The 19,583-nt window shown below is 64.6% G+C and carries 14 protein-coding genes; 2 read left to right on the top strand and 12 right to left on the bottom strand.

Annotated elements, in window-relative coordinates:
* Positions 1 to 49 precede the first annotated feature (49 nt).
* From QTI66_RS17580 to QTI66_RS17570, 3 genes are read right to left on the bottom strand one after another with little or no spacing between them, the layout of a single operon-like run.
* Complete coding sequence (locus QTI66_RS17580) at positions 50 to 1,051, bottom strand: NAD(P)H-dependent flavin oxidoreductase (RefSeq protein ID WP_286561117.1); 1,002 nt, start codon at positions 1,049 to 1,051, stop codon at positions 50 to 52.
* 5 nt (positions 1,052 to 1,056) lie between these two features.
* Positions 1,057 to 2,610: a long-chain-fatty-acid--CoA ligase gene (locus QTI66_RS17575; RefSeq protein WP_286561116.1), complete on the bottom strand. Its 1,554-nt coding sequence runs from the start codon at positions 2,608 to 2,610 to the stop codon at positions 1,057 to 1,059.
* Positions 2,611 to 2,623: 13 nt separating this feature from the next.
* Positions 2,624 to 4,384 (bottom strand): long-chain-fatty-acid--CoA ligase, encoded by a 1,761-nt coding sequence (locus QTI66_RS17570; protein ID WP_286561115.1) that lies wholly within the window; start codon positions 4,382 to 4,384, stop codon positions 2,624 to 2,626.
* Positions 4,385 to 4,575: 191 nt separating this feature from the next.
* Here QTI66_RS17570 and QTI66_RS17565 point away from each other — a divergent pair, with 191 nt between their 5' ends.
* Positions 4,576 to 5,142: a DUF2889 domain-containing protein gene (locus QTI66_RS17565; RefSeq protein ID WP_286561114.1), complete on the top strand. Its 567-nt coding sequence runs from the start codon at positions 4,576 to 4,578 to the stop codon at positions 5,140 to 5,142.
* A gap of 3 nt (positions 5,143 to 5,145) precedes the next feature.
* Here QTI66_RS17565 and QTI66_RS17560 read toward each other — a convergent pair whose 3' ends face one another.
* Positions 5,146 to 7,053, bottom strand: a complete 1,908-nt coding sequence (locus QTI66_RS17560; RefSeq protein WP_286561113.1) for a glycoside hydrolase family protein — start codon at positions 7,051 to 7,053, stop codon at positions 5,146 to 5,148.
* Positions 7,054 to 7,438: 385 nt separating this feature from the next.
* Here QTI66_RS17560 and QTI66_RS17555 point away from each other — a divergent pair, with 385 nt between their 5' ends.
* Positions 7,439 to 9,688, top strand: a complete 2,250-nt coding sequence (locus QTI66_RS17555; protein WP_286561112.1) for a polysaccharide biosynthesis tyrosine autokinase — start codon at positions 7,439 to 7,441, stop codon at positions 9,686 to 9,688.
* Positions 9,689 to 9,801: 113 nt separating this feature from the next.
* Here the strand turns inward: QTI66_RS17555 and QTI66_RS17550 are convergent, their stop codons facing one another.
* Genes QTI66_RS17550 through QTI66_RS17515 form a run of 8 tightly spaced genes read right to left on the bottom strand, consistent with a single transcriptional unit; the run spans position 9,802 to position 19,444 of the window.
* A complete protein-coding gene (locus QTI66_RS17550; RefSeq protein WP_286561502.1) occupies positions 9,802 to 10,683 on the bottom strand; it encodes a glycosyltransferase family 2 protein in 882 nt (293 codons plus the stop codon).
* Positions 10,684 to 10,713: 30 nt separating this feature from the next.
* Positions 10,714 to 11,598: a glycosyltransferase family 2 protein gene (locus QTI66_RS17545; protein ID WP_286561111.1), complete on the bottom strand. Its 885-nt coding sequence runs from the start codon at positions 11,596 to 11,598 to the stop codon at positions 10,714 to 10,716.
* Positions 11,599 to 11,621: 23 nt separating this feature from the next.
* Entirely contained in the window at positions 11,622 to 12,626 is a 1,005-nt protein-coding gene (locus QTI66_RS17540; protein WP_286561110.1) for a glycosyltransferase, read from the bottom strand.
* Positions 12,626 to 13,885 carry a glycosyltransferase family 4 protein gene (locus QTI66_RS17535; protein ID WP_286561109.1) on the bottom strand — a complete coding sequence of 420 codons (1,260 nt, stop codon included), beginning with the start codon at positions 13,883 to 13,885 and terminating at the stop codon, positions 12,626 to 12,628. Before QTI66_RS17535 ends, QTI66_RS17540 begins: the two co-directional genes overlap by 1 nt.
* The gene (locus QTI66_RS17530; protein ID WP_286561108.1) at positions 13,866 to 15,428 is read right to left on the bottom strand and encodes an oligosaccharide flippase family protein; all 1,563 of its coding nucleotides are present in this window, start codon (positions 15,426 to 15,428) and stop codon (positions 13,866 to 13,868) included. Before QTI66_RS17530 ends, QTI66_RS17535 begins: the two co-directional genes overlap by 20 nt.
* Positions 15,415 to 16,908 (bottom strand): hypothetical protein, encoded by a 1,494-nt coding sequence (locus QTI66_RS17525; protein ID WP_286561107.1) that lies wholly within the window; start codon positions 16,906 to 16,908, stop codon positions 15,415 to 15,417. The genes QTI66_RS17530 and QTI66_RS17525 overlap by 14 nt, the downstream gene beginning before the upstream one ends.
* 12 nt (positions 16,909 to 16,920) lie before the next feature.
* Positions 16,921 to 18,021 carry a glycosyltransferase gene (locus QTI66_RS17520; RefSeq protein WP_286561106.1) on the bottom strand — a complete coding sequence of 367 codons (1,101 nt, stop codon included), beginning with the start codon at positions 18,019 to 18,021 and terminating at the stop codon, positions 16,921 to 16,923.
* 1 nt (position 18,022) lies between these two features.
* Positions 18,023 to 19,444, bottom strand: coding sequence for an undecaprenyl-phosphate glucose phosphotransferase (locus QTI66_RS17515; protein ID WP_286561105.1), 1,422 nt, complete (start codon positions 19,442 to 19,444; stop codon positions 18,023 to 18,025).
* Positions 19,445 to 19,583 lie beyond the last annotated feature (139 nt).

Genomic DNA, 19,583 nt, shown 5'->3' with positions numbered 1-19,583 from the left:
GTCGTACGGCAACTCACGCGCCACCGTACGGACCCGTTCGGGCGCCCTTTCAGGCGACGGCAGGCTGCGCCGTCACGCGAGCGAACGCGCTGGCAGCGCGTGCCGCATCACGCATGAGCCGCGACACGATCTGCGCAGCGGGCGCAATCTCGTCCGCGAATCCACCCGCCGGGCCGAGCGACACGATGCCGCCGTCCACATCACCGCCTTCATACACACGCTCGCGCGTGCGGGAAGAAAGAATCAGGTCGCCGAATTCGCCGTGACTGCGCGCCCCGCCCGCCTCCAGACGTTGCACTTCGCGCGCCGCGTCGTTGTGCAGCACGCGCCACGTGTCGTTGAGCGAACCGAGAATCGCCGTGGAGCAGTATTGGTCGGCATCGACGATCCGCTGCTTGAGCGCCTCGTGCGCGCGAATCTCCCGGGCGACCATGAAGCGGCTGCCCATCACGACGCCGTCGGCGCCCAGCGCCAATGCCGCTGCAATCTGGCGCCCGCTGCCGATGCCTCCGCCGAGCACCAGCGGCAGCCCGATCTTTTCCAGTGCATAGGCACCATTGACGAAGGCTGATAGCGAGTTCGCGCCCGGATGCCCGCCCTCCTCGCAGCCGACCAGCGCAATGCCATCGACGCCCAGCCGTGCCGCGCTTTCGGCATGTCGCACGCTCGGGCACTTGTGAATCAACAACCCGCCGCCGTCATGAATCGCATCGACGAAAGGCTCGGGCGAATCACCGGCGCTCTCGAAATGCCGCACGCCCTCTTCCAGCGCAATGTCGATCCAGGCCGGTACGTTCCTGTTCGCGCCCGGCCTGCGCGACAAGGTCAGGTTGACACCAAAGGCCTTGCCATCGGTCAACTCCCGGCAACGTCTCAGGTCCGCACGCAAGTCATCCAGCGAGTCGAACGACCGCGCCGTGATGAACCCCATCGCCCCCGCATTGACCACCGCCGCAACGATGCCCGACTGCCCCAGATGGTGCATCCCTCCGAGCAGGATCGGATGGCGGATGCCAAACAGCTCTGTGATGCGCGTGCGAAAGACAGCCATGCGCGTCAAGCCACTTGGCGCAGTCGACCCGACCAGTGCGGCTCGCGCAGTTCGCGCTTCAGCACCTTGCCCGCCGCCGACAGTGGCAGCGCCTCGCGGAATTCGATGCTCTTGGGGCACTTGTAGCCTGCGATGAAAGTCTTGCAGTGCGCGTGCAGGCTTGCGTCGTCCAGTTCGACACCGGGCTTGCGCACCACCACCGCATGCACCGCCTCGCCCCACTGCGCATGCGGGACGGCGATGACGGCGCACGCCTGCACAGCCGGATGCCGCGCGATCACGTTCTCGACCTCGGCCGAATAGACGTTCTCGCCGCCACTCACGATCATGTCCTTGATGCGGTCCACGATGAAGACATGCCCGCCTTCGTCCATGCGGCCACCATCGCCGGTGTAGAGCCAGCCATTGCGCAGGGCGCGAGATGTCTCCTCCGGCTTGTTCCAGTAACCGAGCATCACGTTGGGCCCGCGCACGATGACCTCGCCCACTTCACCGCGCGTCACTTCGTTGCCGGTGTCATCGACGACTTTCACCGCAACGCCCAGGCCCGCACGGCCGGCCGAACGCGAGAGGCCCGAAGCGCGGCCTTCAGCGCCATGGTTCTCCGGTGGATTGGAGGTGGCACTGCCGCACTCCGTCATGCCATACGAATGCGTGAACGCCACGCCGGGCAGCAGCGCCATCGCGCGCTCGAGCACCGATTCCGCAATCGGCGACGCGCCATACACCATGCGCTTGAGCGTGCCGAGGTTGAAGCAGTCGAACTCCGGATGCGTGATGAGCGCCTGCAGCATCGTGGGCACCAACAGCAGATCGGTCACGCCTTCGCGCTCGATCGTCTGCATCACCTCGCGCGCGTCGAAGCTGGCCACCAGCACATGCGTATCGCCCGCAATGAACTGCACCAGCGCGCGGCCGATGCCACCCATGTGAAACAGCGGCGCCACGTGCAGCGCGATGCTGGCCTCGGGCACCTGCATCTGCGCCAGGCGCTGGATGCCGATGGCCCACAGCGTCCAGTGGCTGTGCATCACGCCCTTGGGGAAGCCGGTCGTGCCGCCGGTGTAGAGGATGCAGGCCAGGTCCGCGCCGGCACGGTCGGCATCTGCGACCGGCTTTGCGCCCTCGACCAGCACCTCGAAAGACAGCATGCCCTCGGGCGTCTCGCCATCGCCGGCGTAGATGAAGCGCGGCACGCGCCTGGCCGTCGCGCGGATGCCCTCGACCCGGTTCATGAAGTGATCGTCGACGATCAGGATCGTGGTGTCGCTGTCGTCGAGCGAATAGACGATCTCCGGCACGCTCCAGCGCGTGTTGACGGGGTTGAGCACGCCGCCGCCCCACCACGTGCCCATCATGTATTCGAGCCAGCGGTCGGAGTTGACGCCCAGCATGCCAACGCGGTCGCCCGGCGCCATGCCGATGGATTGCAACGCGCCGGCCAGCCGGGCAACCCGCTCACCGAATTCGCGGAAGGTCTGGCGTCGGCCATGGAAGACTGTGGCCACGCGATCGGGCGTGGACTGGATCGAGCGCTGCAGCGCAAGCGTCATGGACATTTTGTCTTTTCTTTCAGTGGGCGACGGCCGCTTGGGGCTGGGCCGATGCGGCGCGCGCTTCCTGCTCCTGCAGTTCGCGCCAGGCGATCTTTCCGGTGGCGTTCTTGGGCAGCGCGTCGACGATCTGCACGATGCGCGGCGCCTTGTAGGTCGCCATGTGTTCGCGGCACCAGGCCAGCAGGCTGGTGCTGTCTTCCCGGCTGCCGCTGCGCAGCGTGACGACGGCCTTCACCGTTTCACCGCGACGCTCGTCCGGCGCAGCGATCACGCAGGCTTCGAGGATCGACGGATGCGCATGCAAGGCCGCCTCGACCTCCGCCGGCCACACCTTGAAGCCTGACGCATTGATCATTCGCTTCAAGCGGTCACGCATGAAGACGTAACCTTCCTCGTCCATGCTCGCCAGGTCACCCGTGCGGAAAAAGCGCTTGCCATCGATCACGATGAAGGTCTGCGCATTGGCCTGCGGATGGTTCCAGTAGCCGAGCATGATCTGCGCGGCATGCACGACGATTTCGCCGGACTCGCCTTGGGCAACGGGCTGCAGCGTCTCGGGGTCGACGATGCGCAGGTCCACGCCAAAGGTCGCGACGCCCAGGCATCCCTTCTTCGGCTTGTGCAGCGGATTGGCGCACAGGAAGTTGGCGCTTTCGGTCAGGCCGTAGCCTTCGACAAAGTCGAGGCCATAGCGCGACTTGAGGATCTCGTTCACGTGCTGCGGCGTCGCGGCGCCACCGCCGGTCACCACCGTCAGGCTGCTCAGGTCGCGATTCTCGATGCCGGGCTGCGCAAAGAAGTCGACCAGCATCGCCGGCAGCGCGGCCCAGAACGTCACACGATGGCGCTCGATCAGCACCGCCGCTGCCTCGCGGTCCCAGCGCGGCATCAGCACGATGGTGCCGCCCCAGAAGATGGCCGAGTTCACGTTGTTCTGCAGGCCCAGCAAGTGGAACAGCGGTGCAACGGCGAGGTACACCGACGAGGGGTTGGTGCGCCGCCACAGCGACGAACCGACGCAAGAAGTCATCACGGTGCGATGCGTGTGCACGCAGGCCTTGGGCTTGCCCGTGGTGCCCGAGGTGTAGGGCAGCATGGAGAGATCATCCGGGCCGGCGCGATGCGGCGCGGGCTTGCAGGCGCGCGCCAGCGCGGCGTTCCATGCGGTGGCCGCTTCAGGCAGTTGCACATCGGCCATGTGCGTGCGCAGCCAGTCGGGCGCCGGCAGGCTCGCATCCTCTTCGCCCAGCGCGTCGCCGTAGGCGTGCACGACCAGCTTTCGCAGCGAGCCGGTGCCGAGCAAGGGCGCGATGCGGTCCATCAGCTCGCTGGCCACGAAAGCCACCACCGCACCGCTGTCGTTGACGATGTGCTCCAGCTCGTCGCGCAGCAGCATCGCGTTGACCGGCACGAAGACCGCATCGGCACGCAGGATGGCGAAGTAGGCGGCGATGAACTGCGGGCAGTTCTGGCTGAACACGATCACCCGGTCGCCCTTGACCACGCCGCACTCGCGCTGCAGGTAGCCGGCCATGCGCTCGACGTCAGACAACAGTTGCGCGTAGCGCACGGCGTTGCCGAAGAACTGGATCGCTGTCTTGGCCGGGTAGCGCTGCGCCGAAGTCTCGAGGTTGCGGAACAGGCTGGTCTCGGGAATGTGCGCCACGCGCGGCAGCCCCTGGCGGGCACGAGATGCGTCGATGGCGAGCGGGCTGGTGGGCCGTTCGATCACGTCGCCCTGCGTGGGGCAAGGGTGGAAGGCGCTGGCTGCATGCATGTTGGCGTCCGGTATGGCGGTTTTGTCTCTACGATGCATTCGAGTAGACCGCGCGGCGAGCGCAATCCTGCCACCCCGAACGGGTGGTCTCCACGGCCGCCGGCGGCGCGCCGACCACCCACGCAGGGTGGGGCCGCCGCGGCCCGCCTCGCCGAGCATTGCAACAACGCATCACCCAGGACAAAGGCCCCATGGATTCCAACGCCACCCGACCCGCCCGCCGGCTGCTCCACACCCGCGAGATCGTCTGCCAGGGCTACCTGCGCGACGACGGCATGCTCGACGTGGAAAGCACCATGCGCGACATCTCGCCCAACGGCTCGGACCTGTTCTTCAAGCCCCTGGGCGCGGGCGAAGACCTGCACCGCATGCGCATCGCCATGACGGTCGACATGGACCTGGTGATCCGCGACATCGAGGTCCACACCGAAGCCGCACCCACGCCTTGGTGCGCCGGGAGCAACGCGAACTACGACGCGCTGAAGGGCCTCACCATCACCGGCGGCTTCACGAAGAAGGTGCGCACGCTCGTGGGCGGCAGCAAGGGCTGCACGCACCTCACCGAACTGATGGGCCCCGCCGCCACGACGGCCATGCAAACCTGGCACGCCTTGCGGCGCGAGCGCGGCGGCCTGCGCGCCACGCTCGCCATGTCGGGCCCGATGCCCAAGCCCGCGCTGGCCGACACCTGCCAAGCCTACCGCAGCGGCGGCGAGGCACTCAACGCGATCTGGCCGCTGGAGCGAAGGGCGCAGTAAAAATCACCGGCTCACGGTCACTTGCTGGACGCTGAACGCGTCATGGGGCGCGCCTTGGGAGTACATGCAGAAGTTGTAGCCGAACTGCCCGACGAAGAGGGCATTGGGCACGGTCCATGTCTTCTCGTGGAGGTGGGTCCCCTTGATGGCGGACCAGCCGCCGGCGCGCACCAGGTTGTTGACGTCGGCCGAGGCGATCAACGCGTCCGACTCGTAGAGCATGTAGAAGCCAGGCTCGCCGGTGCCGTGGCCCCGAACGGTGGCGGTGATGCGAATCGGCCTGGTGGCGTACGCATAGGACATGAAGGTCGGGTCCACCGCAAAGCAGGCGCCGATCGTGCCTTCCAGGTTGTACTCGGCCACGTTGTTCACGACACTGATGGCGGGTGGCTTCACGATGAAGACGCCATCCGGCGTGGCGCCCGCCACCATTCGCACGGTCCGCGACGCGCTGTGGTCGCCGTTCCACGGAAAAGGCTTGCCGCTGCTGGCGGCTGCTTCGCCCAACCATTGACTGGCCTGTGCAGAGCCAGCCGCAGCGATCAGGAGCGCAGGGGCTTCGGTGATCGCGGGTGTACGCGTGGCCGTCACGGCGCCGGTGCGCGGATCGACCGCTGTCACCTCCGATGGCAGCGAGAGCACCGTCGATTGACCTGGCCGCGACCAAGCTGACAGCACCACGCCTTTGGGGCTCTCGAAAACGAAGCCGTACCAGGCGCCACCGGGTTGCGTCCAGCCAGCGTAGCGGGGTTGCCCGCCCAGCCAGGTGCGCAGGCTGCGCATCGCATACCAGGCCGGCCGCTTCGTGCCGTCGGCGGTTGTCAGGCCCATCTTCAGGCCTTCGCTGTCGCTCGGGTCGAACCAGTAGACGCGCGCCACGCCCTGGGCGATGGACATCGTGTAGATCTTGGCCAGCGCGTCCGCCTGCATTTGCGGGCCGACGCCATCCGCGGCGGATGTGTTGGCGGAAAAGCCGATCTCGGTGAACCATATGGGCACCGCGGCCTTCGCGGGATCCTTGTCCTGGAGCAGCTTGCGCACGCGGGGCACGATGGACATGAACTGCCCTTCCCAGCCCTCGGACAGCAAGGAGGCCACCTCGTAAGGATGCAGTGTCACGAAGTCGTACTTGCCAGCGGCGCCGGCCGCGAGGCTTTCGGCAAGAAAGGCAACGTGGTTGCTCTTGGCAGATAGGCCGATCTGCACCGTCGGGTCCACCGCCTTCGCCGCATGGTAGGCAACAGCAACCACTTTCGCATAGGACGCGGGTGATGGGTCCGCAGTGAAGTTGGGCGGCTCGTTCCACACTTCCCAGTACTTCACGCGGCCCTTGTGTCGCCGCAACTGTTCGGTGACGTATCGGCGCCAGCCGCGCAGGTCATCGACCGGCAGCGCAAAGGGCGTGCTGGAGCTCCACATCAGGTAGCCGACTGCCGACATGCCGGCATCCGCGATCGGCGCCAACTGATCGTTGCCCGGCTCGTCAATGAAGCCGCGCACGGTCGTGACGCCGGCATCGCTCATCGCAGGCAGCCAGGTCGCAGGCCTCGTCTGCAGCAGTGCCGACGGCGCCACACCCCAAAGGTGATTGCGCTTCTCGATGGCAGCCACCCTGTCGAGCGCCCAAGTGGAGGCCGGGCCATCGCCCGATGCGACTGCCTGCAACGCATCAGCATCCATCTGCGCGGGCGGGTCCTTGCCCGCGTCTGTCGCGGCGCGGGTCGGCGGCTTGGGAAACTCCGCCTGCTGCGCAACGGCGTCGATGGAGACCATTGATGCGGTGTCGAGCGCGCTCGAAGACTGCGCATCGCCACCGCTGCCTCCGCCCCCACAGGCTGCCAACGACAGCGCAAGCGCGAGCAGAACTTCAATGGTGAAAAAGCGGCGCGGCGCCGGAAGGTCGAGGTGCATGGCGTGAGACTCCCGTCCGTGCGAGCGTGTGCGTCGCAAGCCAACTTCGGCTTCAACAGCGCCCCTGATGTTTGAATATCGTAGTGGGAAGCCCCGCTCGAAAAGCAGGCGCCAAACGTGAGGAGTCGTAAAGAGATCAAGCTCGCTGAAATGACATCAACCACTTTGGTGCGTGACCCAAAGCTGTCACATCCCGCTTGTAGGCTGGTGATCGAACGGAACTGTCCGTTCGCGCACCAGGATGTGCCTGCGGTGTCAGCCAATGCCGATAGTTGGGCACGCGCGGGTGCGTTCCTGCCAAAAGCGGCGCCAACGGCACGATTTCTGCTCGCAAAGCTTTCATGTTCCCGTATTCAACGGCTGACCCGTTGCGCCCTGCATCCGCATGAGCCTGACCGTCAGCACTTCAACGACCGATGTCCGCCAGCGCGTGTTCGCTTCCGGTGCAAGCGCCGCCATGACCGACGTGCAGGACGAGCCGCGCCTGTCGGAATACAGGGACATCCTGATCGACCACAAGTGGTTGATCGTGGTCGTCGTTGCATTGGCCCTGCTGGTGGGCGCAGCGTATGCCTACATGGCGACGCCGGTCTACCGCGCCAGCCTGCTGCTGCAGATCGAAGACGCCACCCCCGACCGCAAGAGCAACCTGGCTGAAACCTTCGGCCTGTTCGAGGTCAAGACGCCGGCCACCGGCGAGATCCAGGTGATCGGCTCCCGCATGGTGCTGGATGCCGCGGCGGACCAGGTGAACCTGCAAGTCAACGCCCAGCCACGCTATCTGCCCTATGTGGGGCGGTGGCTTGGCCGTCGCACCACGGAGCTGTCGGAGCCGGGCTTTCCAGGCCTTGGCGGCTACGTGTGGGGCGCCGAGCGCATCAAGGTGGCGCGCTTCACCGTGCCGGGTTCGCTCGAGGACACCGAGCCCTTCACCATCATTGCCGAAGGCGGGGGGCGCTACACCGTGCGCCACGAATTGCTCCCGGCCCCGCTGGAGGGCGTCGTCGGGCAGCCGCTGCGCCAGTCGCTGCCCGACGGCGACCTTGAGATCCTGTTGAGTGAACTGGCCGGCAAGCCCGGTGCTGAATTCACCGTCTCCGTGACATCGCGGTTTCGCGCCATCGAACAGTTGCAGGGACGCCTGCAAATGGGCGAGCAGGGCCGCCAGTCCAACGTCATCGGCGTGAGCCTCGAAGACAGCGACCGGGTTCGCCTGGCCCTTGTACTCAACGCCATCGGCGACCAGTACCTGCGACAGAACATGGAGCGCAAGTCGGCAGAAGCCGAGAAAACTCTTGCATTCCTCGAAGCGCAACTGCCCCTCTTCCAGCGCCAGCTCCAGGGGTCGGAAGACGCCTATGCGCTCTTTCGCAACAAGAACGGCACCGTCGACTTCGACGAGGAAGCCAAGGTCTGGCTGAAGAAGACATCCGACTTGCAAACCAGCCTGCTCGAGTTGCAACAACGCCGGCGGGAAGCCGACGTTGCCTTCACCGGCAAGAGCGACCGCATGCTGACCTTGAACAGCCAGATCGGTGCCATCCAGAGCGAGCTCAACGCGCTCAACGCGCGCATCGCCGGCATGCCCAACCTGCAGCGCGATGCATTGCGGCTGGAGCGGGACGTGCGCGTCAACAGCACGCTGTACCAGTCCATGCAGAACAACGCATTGCAGATGCGATTGGTCAAGGAAGGCAAGATCGGCAACGTGCGGCTGCTGGACAAGGCGGTGGTCTCCAAGGTGCCGGTCAAGCCGCAGAAAACGCTCGTGCTGGCTTTCGCGCTGCTGCTGGGGATGATCGTGGGGCCGGCGCTCGCGATCCTGCACACGCGATCGAAGCCCGGCATTCGCAACCCCGAGGAGGTGGAGAGCCACACCGGCCTGGAGATCTACGCCGTCGTTCCCCACAGCCTGGAGCAAACGCGCCTCGACCGGAACACCAGCAGACGCAGGCCCGGCCTGCTGGCCGATGCACATCCCCACAGCCACCCCATCGAAGCCTTGCGAACCTTGCGCGTGGGCCTCAAGCCCGCCATGGCGCAAGCGCCCGACAACCGCATCCTCATCACCGGCGCGACGCCCGGCATTGGCAAGAGCTTCGTCTCCAACAACTTTGCAGCGCTGCTGGCGCAGTCCGGCAAGCGGGTGTTGCTGATCGATGCAGACCTGCGCAAAGGTGCGCTGGGCGGGGCCTTCGGCCTCAAGCGGGAGGGCGGCTTGTCCGAAATGCTCAGCGGCGAAATCAGCACGGAAAAAGCCATCCATGCCGGCGTGCGCCCCCGGCTGGATGTGCTGACCACGGGCAGGCTCCCCCAATTTCCCACCGACATGCTGGAGTCTCAGCAGTTCACCGATGCGCTGGACATGCTCTCATTGCGCTACGACGTCGTGCTCATCGACACGGCTCCGGTGCTGGTGGCGGCCGACGCGGCGGCCGTGGCCCCTGCATGCGGTGTCGTGCTGCTGGTGGTGCGGGCCGAGAAGAGTCAACTGGGGGAACTGAACGAGAGCATCCGCCGGCTGGGCCAGGCCGGTGCAGCGATCAGCGGCGTGCTGTTCAACGGGATGGACTTCAGGCGTCGATACAGCGGCAGCCAGGGGTACCGGCCGGGTTCGTATCGGTACTCGCATTAGTTGCCTATAGGCTGCATGGCTGCATGACTGCGGGCTGTCGGAATTCAGCTCGGCCAAGGCGGCCCGTGATGATCCAGCGCCCCGGGGAGCAAGGCGGCTTTCATTCGAGCCGGCTACACATGGCTGTTGAGGCTCGCCGTTCGTCTGCGAAGCCCATGGCCATCGAGGCAGATGCCGGTGTAGCCCTCGGCCCGTCCGATGGCCACGTTCAAGTAGTAGAGGGCACGGCCGGCTTTGCCCTTCAATAGCGACAGGCAAGCGCCGCCTGCGGGCCGAACGAGATAGTTCGCCAAATACAGGAATCCGCAAGCGTGTTTTGCGATGACATGGCCCATGCCCCTGGCGTAGCCGCGCGCCTTTTCTCGCATGGCACGGTCGGGCTGATGCGTATTGAGTTCCGGATGATGGGCAAAGACTTCCGGGTCGTAGTACACGGTGAAGCCGGCTTCGAGGGCTCGAATGGTGATGTCCGGGCCCTCGCACGCTTGCCAGGGCGTCGATGCGCCCACGCCAATGTCCTCGTCGTAGCCCTTGAGCTGTTCGAGCACCGGGCGCTTGAAGAACACCACCCATTCAATCTGGGTGGTGAACACGTTGCGCAAGGTCACTCGCTGCGCAGTCTTTTCGAACCGACCATTGATGGACCGGCCATCGGGCGCAGCAGCGCGCCCGCACACCATGTCGGCACCCGTTTCATGGAATCGCGCCAGGACTTTCTTGATCAACGAGGGCGGATACAGGCAATCGTCATCGGGGAAGCACACGATGTCGCCGCTGGCTCTTGCGATGCCAATGTTGCGGCCGCGGCTGAGGCCTCTGGCGTTGGGGCTTCGAATGTAGTGAAGCGGATATTTGACGTTCAACGCGCTGCACGCCTTCTGCAGGCGCTCATCGGCGTTCTGGTCAACGACGATCAATTCGAAGTCGTCGCAATCAAGCAACTCCAACGCAAGGACGAACTGAAGAACTTCGTCAATCCTGCCGAGGGTTGACATGACCAATGACACTTTCATGGGCACCATCCCTCAGAAGCGAAGAATGCGCCCGGGGTCCACGCGGCCCCGAACCCAGTCCCACAGGGCCAGGACGTTGCCTGCCAATCGGCCCCGCCTGTCGACCCAGGGCTCCGGCCTCAGGCTGCGAAGCAGGTTGGCAAGGATGTTCTTCATGGTTCCTTCGAAGGCCTGGCGTGGCGACATGTGGCCCTTGCGCATGATGTAAATGCGGTTGGCCACCTGCGAATAGCCCAAGGGCTTGCCCCGGCTTCGACCGGACTTCTTGGTTCCCAGGTGGACCCCTTTGAGCACGCTCGCTTTCACGATGCGCCCATGCGGCGCGAGCTGCCTTGAAAAGTCCACGTCTTCCAGCCAGCCATACAGCGGCAATCGCTCGTCGAAGCGATAGTTTTGCAGGCGCACCGGTGCCAGCCGGATCGCCATGTTGCAGCCGTAGGCGTTGTACGTTGGCGAGAGCGATGAAGGGGCTGAATCAGGAACGGCCTGTGCAAGAAAATGCGCCCCTTCCTCATAGCTCAATCCGGGGCCGAGGATGCCATCTGCCAACACCTTGCCGGTCGCCACGACCACGTCCACCTGCACGTTGAACAAGTTCTCGATTTCCTTCAGGTAGTCGTCGGCAGGCAGGAAGTCGTCGTCAAAGAAGACGATGACATCCGCGTCCGTCGCGTCGATCAGCGCGTTGCGCTGTGCCGGCAGGCCGATCGGCCCGGAGACGATGCGGGTGGGGGAAGGAAATCCCTCAAGGCAAGCGGGCTCAAGATCCTCGGGCCGCGCCGGGCAGATGAGCAATTCATCCGCAGGTCGGGACTGTCTTGCGAGGAAGCGGACGGTGTCGGCCAGCAATTCCCGCCGACCGGCAGTCGCGATGGCGATGGCGATTTTCAGATTCATGAATCAGTGGCCTTTTCCAGCTTCTAGCGTCTTGCGACCGACACCATGACGTCCCTGAGAAAGGAGCGCCAGCGCAGCGAACTGTCTTGCGCGTTGCGATAGCCTCCGCCCACCAGCATGGCCAGGCTCCGGAACAGGGCGGAAATCCGGTTGCCGTCGTAGACAGCGCCCCTTCCTTGCAGTTGGCGCAGCGCCCGTTCGTAGACATCCACGGCCTTCTTTCGATCGAAGCACGGAAAGTCCCGCCCGGTATCCGCAGGCATGGCTTCGACCAGTTGCAGCATCTTTCGTGTCGCCGCGACATACACGGCGTTCTCCGCCTTGAGCGCCTCGACGGTTTTCTTGACCAATCGACCGGTCGACTTTCCGTAGATGTTCTTTCCATGCTGGCGATATGCGGCCAATGGCTCCGCGATTTCCACGGTCTTGCCCAAGGTCTGGCCAAGAAAGAAAGCCCATCGGTCATGCGCAATGAGATGGCGGTCATCGATGTAGTCGACGAAGCGCTGATCCGGCGGCACAAGGCCCAGGATGCGTCGGTCCACAAGCATCGAGAATCCCCAGAACGTCGACCACACGTCGTAGGCAAGCTGCGCCTTGACGGCCGTCGCGACGATGCCCTGGTCATAGCTCCCGAGGGGCCAATCGTCTTCGTCGATCAAGGTGGCCTGATGCACGATTTGCGTGACGCCCTGCTGCGTCATGTGCCTTGCGCACACCTCCAGTTTGTCTTCGCGCCACACATCGTCCTGGTCGCAAAAGGAAATCCAGTCGCCGCTGGCCAAGCCAGCCGCCGCAAGAAAGTTTTCCCGAAAGCCTTTTGCGACGGGGTTCTTCCGGTGAATGACCGGAAACGGGGCGGTCTGGCGGAATCGATCGATGATGTCGTTCGTGCGATCGGTGGAGCCGTCGTCCGAAACGATCAACTCGAGAGGCGCCTTGCTTTGACATGCCAGGCTGGCAAGTTGCTTCTCCAGGAATGCCTCTCCGTTGAAAGTGGCGAGCACCACTGAAATCGTTGGAGGCATCACAGCGCAAGCTCCGTCGGCAGCGGGTGATGCATCGGCGCTGAAGCTGGTGTGGGCGCCGCCTTCATCAGTCCGGTGGCGGCCAACGGTTGCCCGAGCACTGTCTCGAGCAAGCAGCGCGCGGCCCTGTCCCATGTGAAATGCGCAGCGTGCACACGTCCACGTTGCCGCATGTCTTGGCGAAGCGCTTCATCGGTGCACATCCGCACGATCTGGCTCACCCATGGATCGGGGTCGTGGGCGTCGGCCCACAGCACGGCGTCGCCGCAGACTTCGGGAAGTGCGCCGCAAGGCGCGGCGATGACCGGACACCCGAGCACCATCGCCTCCAGCGGCGGAATCCCGAAGCCTTCCGTGGTCGAGGGAAAGGCCAGCGCGCTCGCCTGCCGGATCAGGCCCGACAGTTCTTCGTCGCTGATGAATCCCAGGAACATGGCGTTGGGCGGGACCGGGTGGCCCAGGCGCTCGAAATCCTTGCGCTTCGCAGGCCCGAAGAGCACCAGCGTGACGTCGCGCAGCGCGGGCGAGTGAAAGGCCTTCAAAAGCACCGCGATGTTCTTGTGCGGCTGGGTGTTGGCCAAGGCGACCACGTAGCGCTTGCCCGCCAGACCGGCCGCTTCCACCTTGGCGTCATCCGGGGCAATCCTCAGGATGTGGTCGCATCCGTTGTGGATCACGCGGATCTGCGCGGCAGCGGCCACGCCGAAGTGGTCCAGTTGCTCACGTGAAAACTGGGACACCGTCAGCAAGGCCTTGTTGCGTTGGCCGAGCCTGGGCAGCATCGTGCGGTACCAGGTCCGGAACGCCAGGGAATAGGAGTCGGGCGAACTGTAGACCTGTGCGTCATGGACCATGGTGAAGGCATCGCGATGCCCGAACGGCCCCATGTTGCAAAGGCTGACAAGCGTCTCGCCCCTGGCAAGACGCGGAAGCACCAGCTGTTCCCACAGCACCCCGTTGAGCCGGCGCAGCAAGGGCCCGACCTCGCCCGGCCGATGGCCGCTTTGCACGCGAATGCGCGACAGCCGCAGGTTCGGGTCCTGGCCGCGCGGCACGAGCACGCGGCACGGCACGGCCGCGGCTAGCGCCGGATTGCTGGCGAACAGCGCATCCAGCGCCATCAACAATTCGCGCGCCACCCGATAGACGCCGGATCGACTCGTTTCGCGCTGCAGGAACTTGCCGTTGATGACCAGGCTGGGCAAGGCCCTGCCCTGGCTCACGACAAGCGGCATCTGATCAATGGGATTGTTTGACATGGGCCTCCATTGCGTCATTCGGACTCGTTGGCATGCGGGCAGCCGAAGGGCTGCCACTGGCCCGCGCCCCGGCGAATCGCTTGCGAATGATGTTCAGCAAGTGCTGTTCCAATCCAGGCGGCCGACCCGCCAGCCGCCACGCCAGCCAGGCCACCAGTGCATAGACCAGCAGATACAGCACGCCCAGGGGCACGGCCCACATCAGCAATCCAGCCGTGCTGGAGGCGGCCAACAGCATGGGCTTCGTGAACCACAGAAGCCCACCTGCGACAAGCATCGCCAGCATGGGCCTCGCCAGCGTCATGACCTGGGCCGTCAAGCCGATGCCGATGAGGCGGCGCACGATGAACATCGTGGTCAGCGTTCCCGCCACGGTGGCGATGGCACTCCCGGCGATGGCGCCTGGAATGCCATACTGCACGGCGCCCAACCACACCAGCGGCAGCCTGACCAGCAATTCGATCAGGGTGCGGATGGCCACCCAGCGTGTGCGGTCCAGGGTCATGGCCAAGGGTGCCATCAGCATGGAAGGCAGCGAGAGCCATGCGACCGCGCTGATCCATCGCAACCACTCCGCAACGGGCGCCCAGGCCGGCCCCAGCGCCACTCGGACCAGCGCCTCCGGCCACAACAAGAGAACGCCGATGACCGGGCCCATCACGAGCGCGATGGCACGGGACAACTGCAGATAGCGCGAAGCCCTGCCGTCGCCGCCCGAGGCCATCGCCGCCATGGCCGGACGAATCAGGGGCTGGATCAGGGCCTGGATGGGGATCTCCGATATCTGCTTGCCCATGGCGTACTGGCCGAACGCCGTCACGCTGATGAGCCGCGGCAGCAGCAGCCGGTCAATCTGCCAATTCAGGGCCGCGCACACCTGGGAGAGAAAGTTCCAGCCCACCAGGCTCGAGAACTGCGTCCAGTGCGAAAGCGTCAGGCGCAGGCGCAAGGGTGCGATGAAGTACGACAAGATCGCCGACACCAGCGGCGCACACACGGTGGCGGCCGCAATGGCCCAGTAGCTTCGCGTGACGACCGCGATGACGACCGACACGACGAATGCAACGGACTTGCCGGACAACTCCATCACCGCGTCGGGACGGAAGTTGAAGGCGCGCGCATATTCCACCATGCGCGGATTGACCAGCCCACGCATCACCGGCGCCAACGCCAGCACCGCAAGCAAGCCGGTCAGCCTCGGCTCGTTGTTGAACGCCGCCAGCGGCCAGGCAACCGCAAGCAGGAGCAGCGCGATGAAGAGCCCACGCAGGACGCTGAGCGTGAAGGCCGTGTGCAGCATGTCGGCCGTCAGTTCCGGCACACGAATCAGCGCGGCGGCCGTGGGCAGTTCGAACAAGGCTTCGACGATGTACACCGCGGCCATCGCCATGGCCACCAGGCCGAATTCCGCTGGCCCCAGGAAGCGCGCCAGGCACAGAAGCATGGCCAGGTCGATCAGCTTGGCGGCGAGCCGCGTGCCGACCGTCCACGCGCCGGCCCCGACCGCGCGGCTGGCCATGCTCGGGCGTTCATCGGTCGGCATGCGCGCTCCGTTGGATGACCAGGCGCTGCTGCGGGTGGTGGCGCAACGCGTTGTTCGTGCGGCGCGCCGTTGCGGGCGGCGCCTGCGCCGTGGCCTCCAGGGCATTGCTTGCGATCGCCACCGCAAAGCCGTAGAAGAACGCGTTGAACAAGCCGAAGTCCGGCGTGGTGCCCACCATCAAGCTGGAGAAGAACGCGGGCAGGTAGGACCAGCGGACGGCCGACAGCAGTGCTTGCCCTTGTGCGTCGTCTCGTGCTGCTTTGCGGATCAACAGGGTCTGGAACACGAACAGGAAGTAGAAGGTCGCGCCGATCACGCCCGCATTGCTGGCCATGGCGACGGCAAAGTTGGAGGCGCGCGTGCCTCCCAGGCCAACACCAAGACCATGGGTCGCCAGCAGCGCGTTCAGGGACACCTGCGTCCACATGCTGCGCTCCTCGAAGGAGTCGGTGGTGGACTTTTGCAGCACCATCACGTCGAACATCTCTTGTATGGGAGCGAACAACCGCGGAACGGCAAGGATGACCAGGAGGAACAGGCATATCCCCACGGCGCCCAGCCAGAACTCGTTGGTGATTCCGCGTCGAAGGTAAGGGTTGCGGCCCGCTGCCAACACGCGCCAGCACCACTCCGCCGTTGCGGCGGCAACAAAAAGACCAAGCCCCAGGAAGGCCGCCGACGAGGTCGACAGCCACACCATCAACAGCAACACGCCCATCAACAAGGGAACCACGCGATCGCGCAGCGCGCCCTTTGCCATCGCGCGCCGGAAGAAGTAGAGCGACGCCAGGAAGGCCAGCGCCAGGCTTCCGAAAGACGATGCCTCCGGCATCAGCCCGACGACGCGCTTGACGTCCAGCACTTCCACGTCCGTGAGCAAGGCGTAGCTCGCGGTGCGAAAGAGTTCAAGAACAGGCTGGAGCGGCAGATACTGCGACGCCACATCGAGGCCGCCAGTGAAAACCGTCAGCGCCGCACCCAGGCACAGCGCCATCAGCGCGTGCCGCCGCATGGACTTTGCGCGCAGCATGCGCGCGAAGGTGAAGACCGTCAGCACCGAAATGCTGATGTACACGAATTGCGAAATGTTCTGCACGGTCGGCACCAGGGGCGCGGTGTCCGACAGCGCGCCGGCGCGCACCGGCACGATCTGAACCGTGCCCGAAAAGAAGCGCGGCATGAACATGGTCGCAATGCCCGCCACGAGCCAGAAGAGAAACAGCAGGAGCAGACCGGACCGCTTCAACGCGGTGTCGAGTGCTTGCGCAAAGCCACTCAGGCTGCCCAATTGCCGCACGATCAGCAAGATGGCAACAATCGGCGTCGGCGTCAGCGTGAGGCCCCCGGTCACTTCCGTGGGAATGGCCGCGAAGGAGCCGAAAGGCATGGAGGCGAAGAACAGGTACACCATCGCCTGCCGCGGAAGGAACAAGGTCCACACGGCAATGCACCAGAAGACGGCGATGGGGATCGATTCCATGCGTGTGCCTCGTCAGGCGGGAAGGCGCCGTTGGCCGGCAAGCAGGGAGTCGATGTGTTCGGACAGCCGCGCCCTGAACACTTCCGTGTCGAAGGTTCGCGCGTGCGCCTGCATCACGTCCGGGCAGTAGGCGCCCGCCGCGGCTTCGAAGCGCTCGATCGCATCGATCATGGCCTCCGGGCTTTGTTCGTGGAAGAACAGGCCCGTGCTTCCTTCGACCACGGTTTCCAGTGCGCCGCCCTTGGCATAGGCGATGACCGGCCGACCACTGGCCGTCACCTCCAGCGGAACGATGCCGAAATCTTCCACGCCCGGAAACAGCAAGGCCTTGCAGTGTGCGAAGTGGTGCGTCATGGTCGCGTCATCGACCGCGCCCAGGAACTCCACCGTCGGGCCGGCCAGGCGACGCAGCGCAGGGCTCGCGCCTCCGCCGATGACGACGAGTGGCTTGCCCATCCGCGTGCAAGCCTCGACGGCAATATCGATCCTCTTGTAGGGCGTGATTTGCCCCGCACAAAGGTAGTAGTCGCCCGCCTGCGCCACAGGGGTGAAGCGCGACAGGTTCACCGGCGGATGGACGATGTGCGAAGTGCGGCGGTAGTACTTCTCGATGCGCCGGGCCACGATGGCCGATATGGCGATGAAGTGATCGACGCGATGCGAGGTGCTCACGTCCCATTGGCGCAGCGATGGCGCCGTCAACGACATCACGGCGCGCGTCAGCGGACCTGCCGATGCACGGTACTGGGGATACAAATCCCAGATGTAGCGCATCGGCGAACAGCAGATGCAGATGTGCATGGCGTCCGGGCCGGGAATGATGCCCTTGGCAGGGCCGGCCTCCACGGAAATGACCAGGTCGTAGCCCGTCATGTCGAAAGACTCGAGCGCGTAGGGCATCAGCGGAAGCATCTTCTGGTAGTGCTTCACGCCGCCGATCTTTTGCAGGAAGGACGTGGTGATGCGATGCCGCTTGAGCTTGTCCGAAATGGCCTGCGGATCGCACACCAGCGTGAAGATGTCTGCGTCGGGGTACAGGTCGCACAGCACTTCGAGGACCTTCTCGCCTCCGCGCATGCCGACCAACCAGTAGTGAACAAGAGCGACTTTCATGTCAGTAGGCGTTCTTGTTGACGAAGCCCTTGATGAGGGTCAGCGCGATGATCTGCAGATCGAATTTCAGCGACCAGTTCTCGATGTAGTAGATGTCGCACTCGACGCGCTTGGACAGGTCGGTGGAGCCTCTCCAGCCATTGACCTGCGCCCATCCGGTGATGCCGGCCTTGACCATGTGCTTCTTCATGTAGTCGGGGATCTGGTGCTTGAACTGGTCGACGAAGATCGGCCTCTCGGGCCGCGGTCCGACAATGGACATGTCGCCCGTCAGCACGTTGATGAACTGCGGCAGTTCATCGAGGCTCGTGCGGCGCAGGAACGCACCGATGCGCGTTGCGCGCGACTCGCCGGGCTTGGCCCACACGGCGCCGCTGGCCTGTTCTGCATCCACAGACATCGACCTGAACTTCAGCATCCAGAACTTCCTGTTGTTCCAGCTGACGCGTTCCTGTCGATAGAACACCGGGCCGGGTGAATCGAGCTTGACCGCGATGGCGATCGCTAGCATCAAGGGCGAGATCATCATCAGGATGAGCGCCGACAACACGATGTCCTCCAGCGCCTTGATCACGCGCGCCTCGCCCTGCAGTGGCGTCTGCTGCAAGGTGATCACCGGCAATCCGGCAATCTCTTCCACTGAATGGTTCAGAAGGTGCAGGCCGAACAGGTCAGGCACCAACTTGATGTCGGCCGTGGAGTGCTTCAGCTGGTTGAGGGCGTAGGAGATCTTCGATTGATCCCGCATGGGCAACGCGAGCCAGACCAGGTCGATGCTGCGTGACTCCACGAAGGCGCCAAGGTTGTCGAGCCGGCCCAGCATCGGTGCGCCCGTCAATTCACCCCGGTCGGAATGCGTCGAGAACCAGCCGCGCACCTCGATGCCACAGGAATCGTCGCGCCGAATGGAGTCGACCAGGCGTTGTGCATCGGGATTGGCACCCACCACCACCGAGACGCGCGTATCGACGCGCTGAACGCTGAGCCAGCGTGCCGTTGCGCGCACAGCGAGTCGCAAGAGAGCGGCGCCACCAATGCTGAACAAGAGCCAGCCGCCCCACCACAGTCTCGATGTGTCGTTGCCATCCCGCATGGCCAGCGCATACACGGCCATCATGCAGAACATGAGTACCCACAGGTTCACGAGCTTGAACAGTTCGGCCCCCATCGCGCGACCGCGCCGGCGCCTGTACAGTGAACTGCCGTTGAGCACGATCACTGCGAACAACACACCTCTCGTTACCACATGCACGTAGTCGGTGCTCATCTCCATGGTGCCGAAGCGCACTGCATAAGCAAGCACGCCGCTCATCACGAAGATCACCAGATCCCCGGTCCTGAGGACCAGGTCCAGCAAGGGACTGAATTTTCCCAATGCTGACAAGGGCGTTTCACGGAAGCCGGTTGCAGAAGTAGACAGCATCAGACTCGCCCGAAGGCCTGGTTTGAAGAGCCATGTAACCGGCAGTTGCCGGACGTCTCGTCTCCTATCTTTTTCTTTATATGAAGGTGCAATTTCGGTGCCAGAAGCATGGCTTGCGAGAGCTACAACATCGTGACGG

The sequence above is a fragment of the Variovorax brevis genome (assembly GCF_030317105.1).
Lineage (GTDB): Bacteria > Pseudomonadota > Gammaproteobacteria > Burkholderiales > Burkholderiaceae_C > Variovorax > Variovorax brevis.
This window is presented reverse-complemented; position numbering and strand designations above follow the sequence as displayed.

Coding starts and splice junctions, on each gene's coding strand:
- QTI66_RS17540 (WP_286561110.1), bottom strand. CDS start 12,626: ATGCCTCCAACGATTTCAGTGGTGCTCGCCACTTTCAACGGAGAGGCA.
- QTI66_RS17515 (WP_286561105.1), bottom strand. CDS start 19,444: ATGCTGTCTACTTCTGCAACCGGCTTCCGTGAAACGCCCTTGTCAGCA.
- QTI66_RS17560 (WP_286561113.1), bottom strand. CDS start 7,053: ATGCACCTCGACCTTCCGGCGCCGCGCCGCTTTTTCACCATTGAAGTT.
- QTI66_RS17565 (WP_286561114.1), top strand. CDS start 4,576: ATGGATTCCAACGCCACCCGACCCGCCCGCCGGCTGCTCCACACCCGC.
- QTI66_RS17530 (WP_286561108.1), bottom strand. CDS start 15,428: ATGCCGACCGATGAACGCCCGAGCATGGCCAGCCGCGCGGTCGGGGCC.
- QTI66_RS17570 (WP_286561115.1), bottom strand. CDS start 4,384: ATGCATGCAGCCAGCGCCTTCCACCCTTGCCCCACGCAGGGCGACGTG.
- QTI66_RS17580 (WP_286561117.1), bottom strand. CDS start 1,051: ATGGCTGTCTTTCGCACGCGCATCACAGAGCTGTTTGGCATCCGCCAT.
- QTI66_RS17520 (WP_286561106.1), bottom strand. CDS start 18,021: ATGAAAGTCGCTCTTGTTCACTACTGGTTGGTCGGCATGCGCGGAGGC.
- QTI66_RS17525 (WP_286561107.1), bottom strand. CDS start 16,908: ATGGAATCGATCCCCATCGCCGTCTTCTGGTGCATTGCCGTGTGGACC.
- QTI66_RS17545 (WP_286561111.1), bottom strand. CDS start 11,598: ATGAATCTGAAAATCGCCATCGCCATCGCGACTGCCGGTCGGCGGGAA.
- QTI66_RS17575 (WP_286561116.1), bottom strand. CDS start 2,610: ATGTCCATGACGCTTGCGCTGCAGCGCTCGATCCAGTCCACGCCCGAT.
- QTI66_RS17550 (WP_286561502.1), bottom strand. CDS start 10,683: ATGTCAACCCTCGGCAGGATTGACGAAGTTCTTCAGTTCGTCCTTGCG.
- QTI66_RS17535 (WP_286561109.1), bottom strand. CDS start 13,885: ATGTCAAACAATCCCATTGATCAGATGCCGCTTGTCGTGAGCCAGGGC.
- QTI66_RS17555 (WP_286561112.1), top strand. CDS start 7,439: ATGAGCCTGACCGTCAGCACTTCAACGACCGATGTCCGCCAGCGCGTG.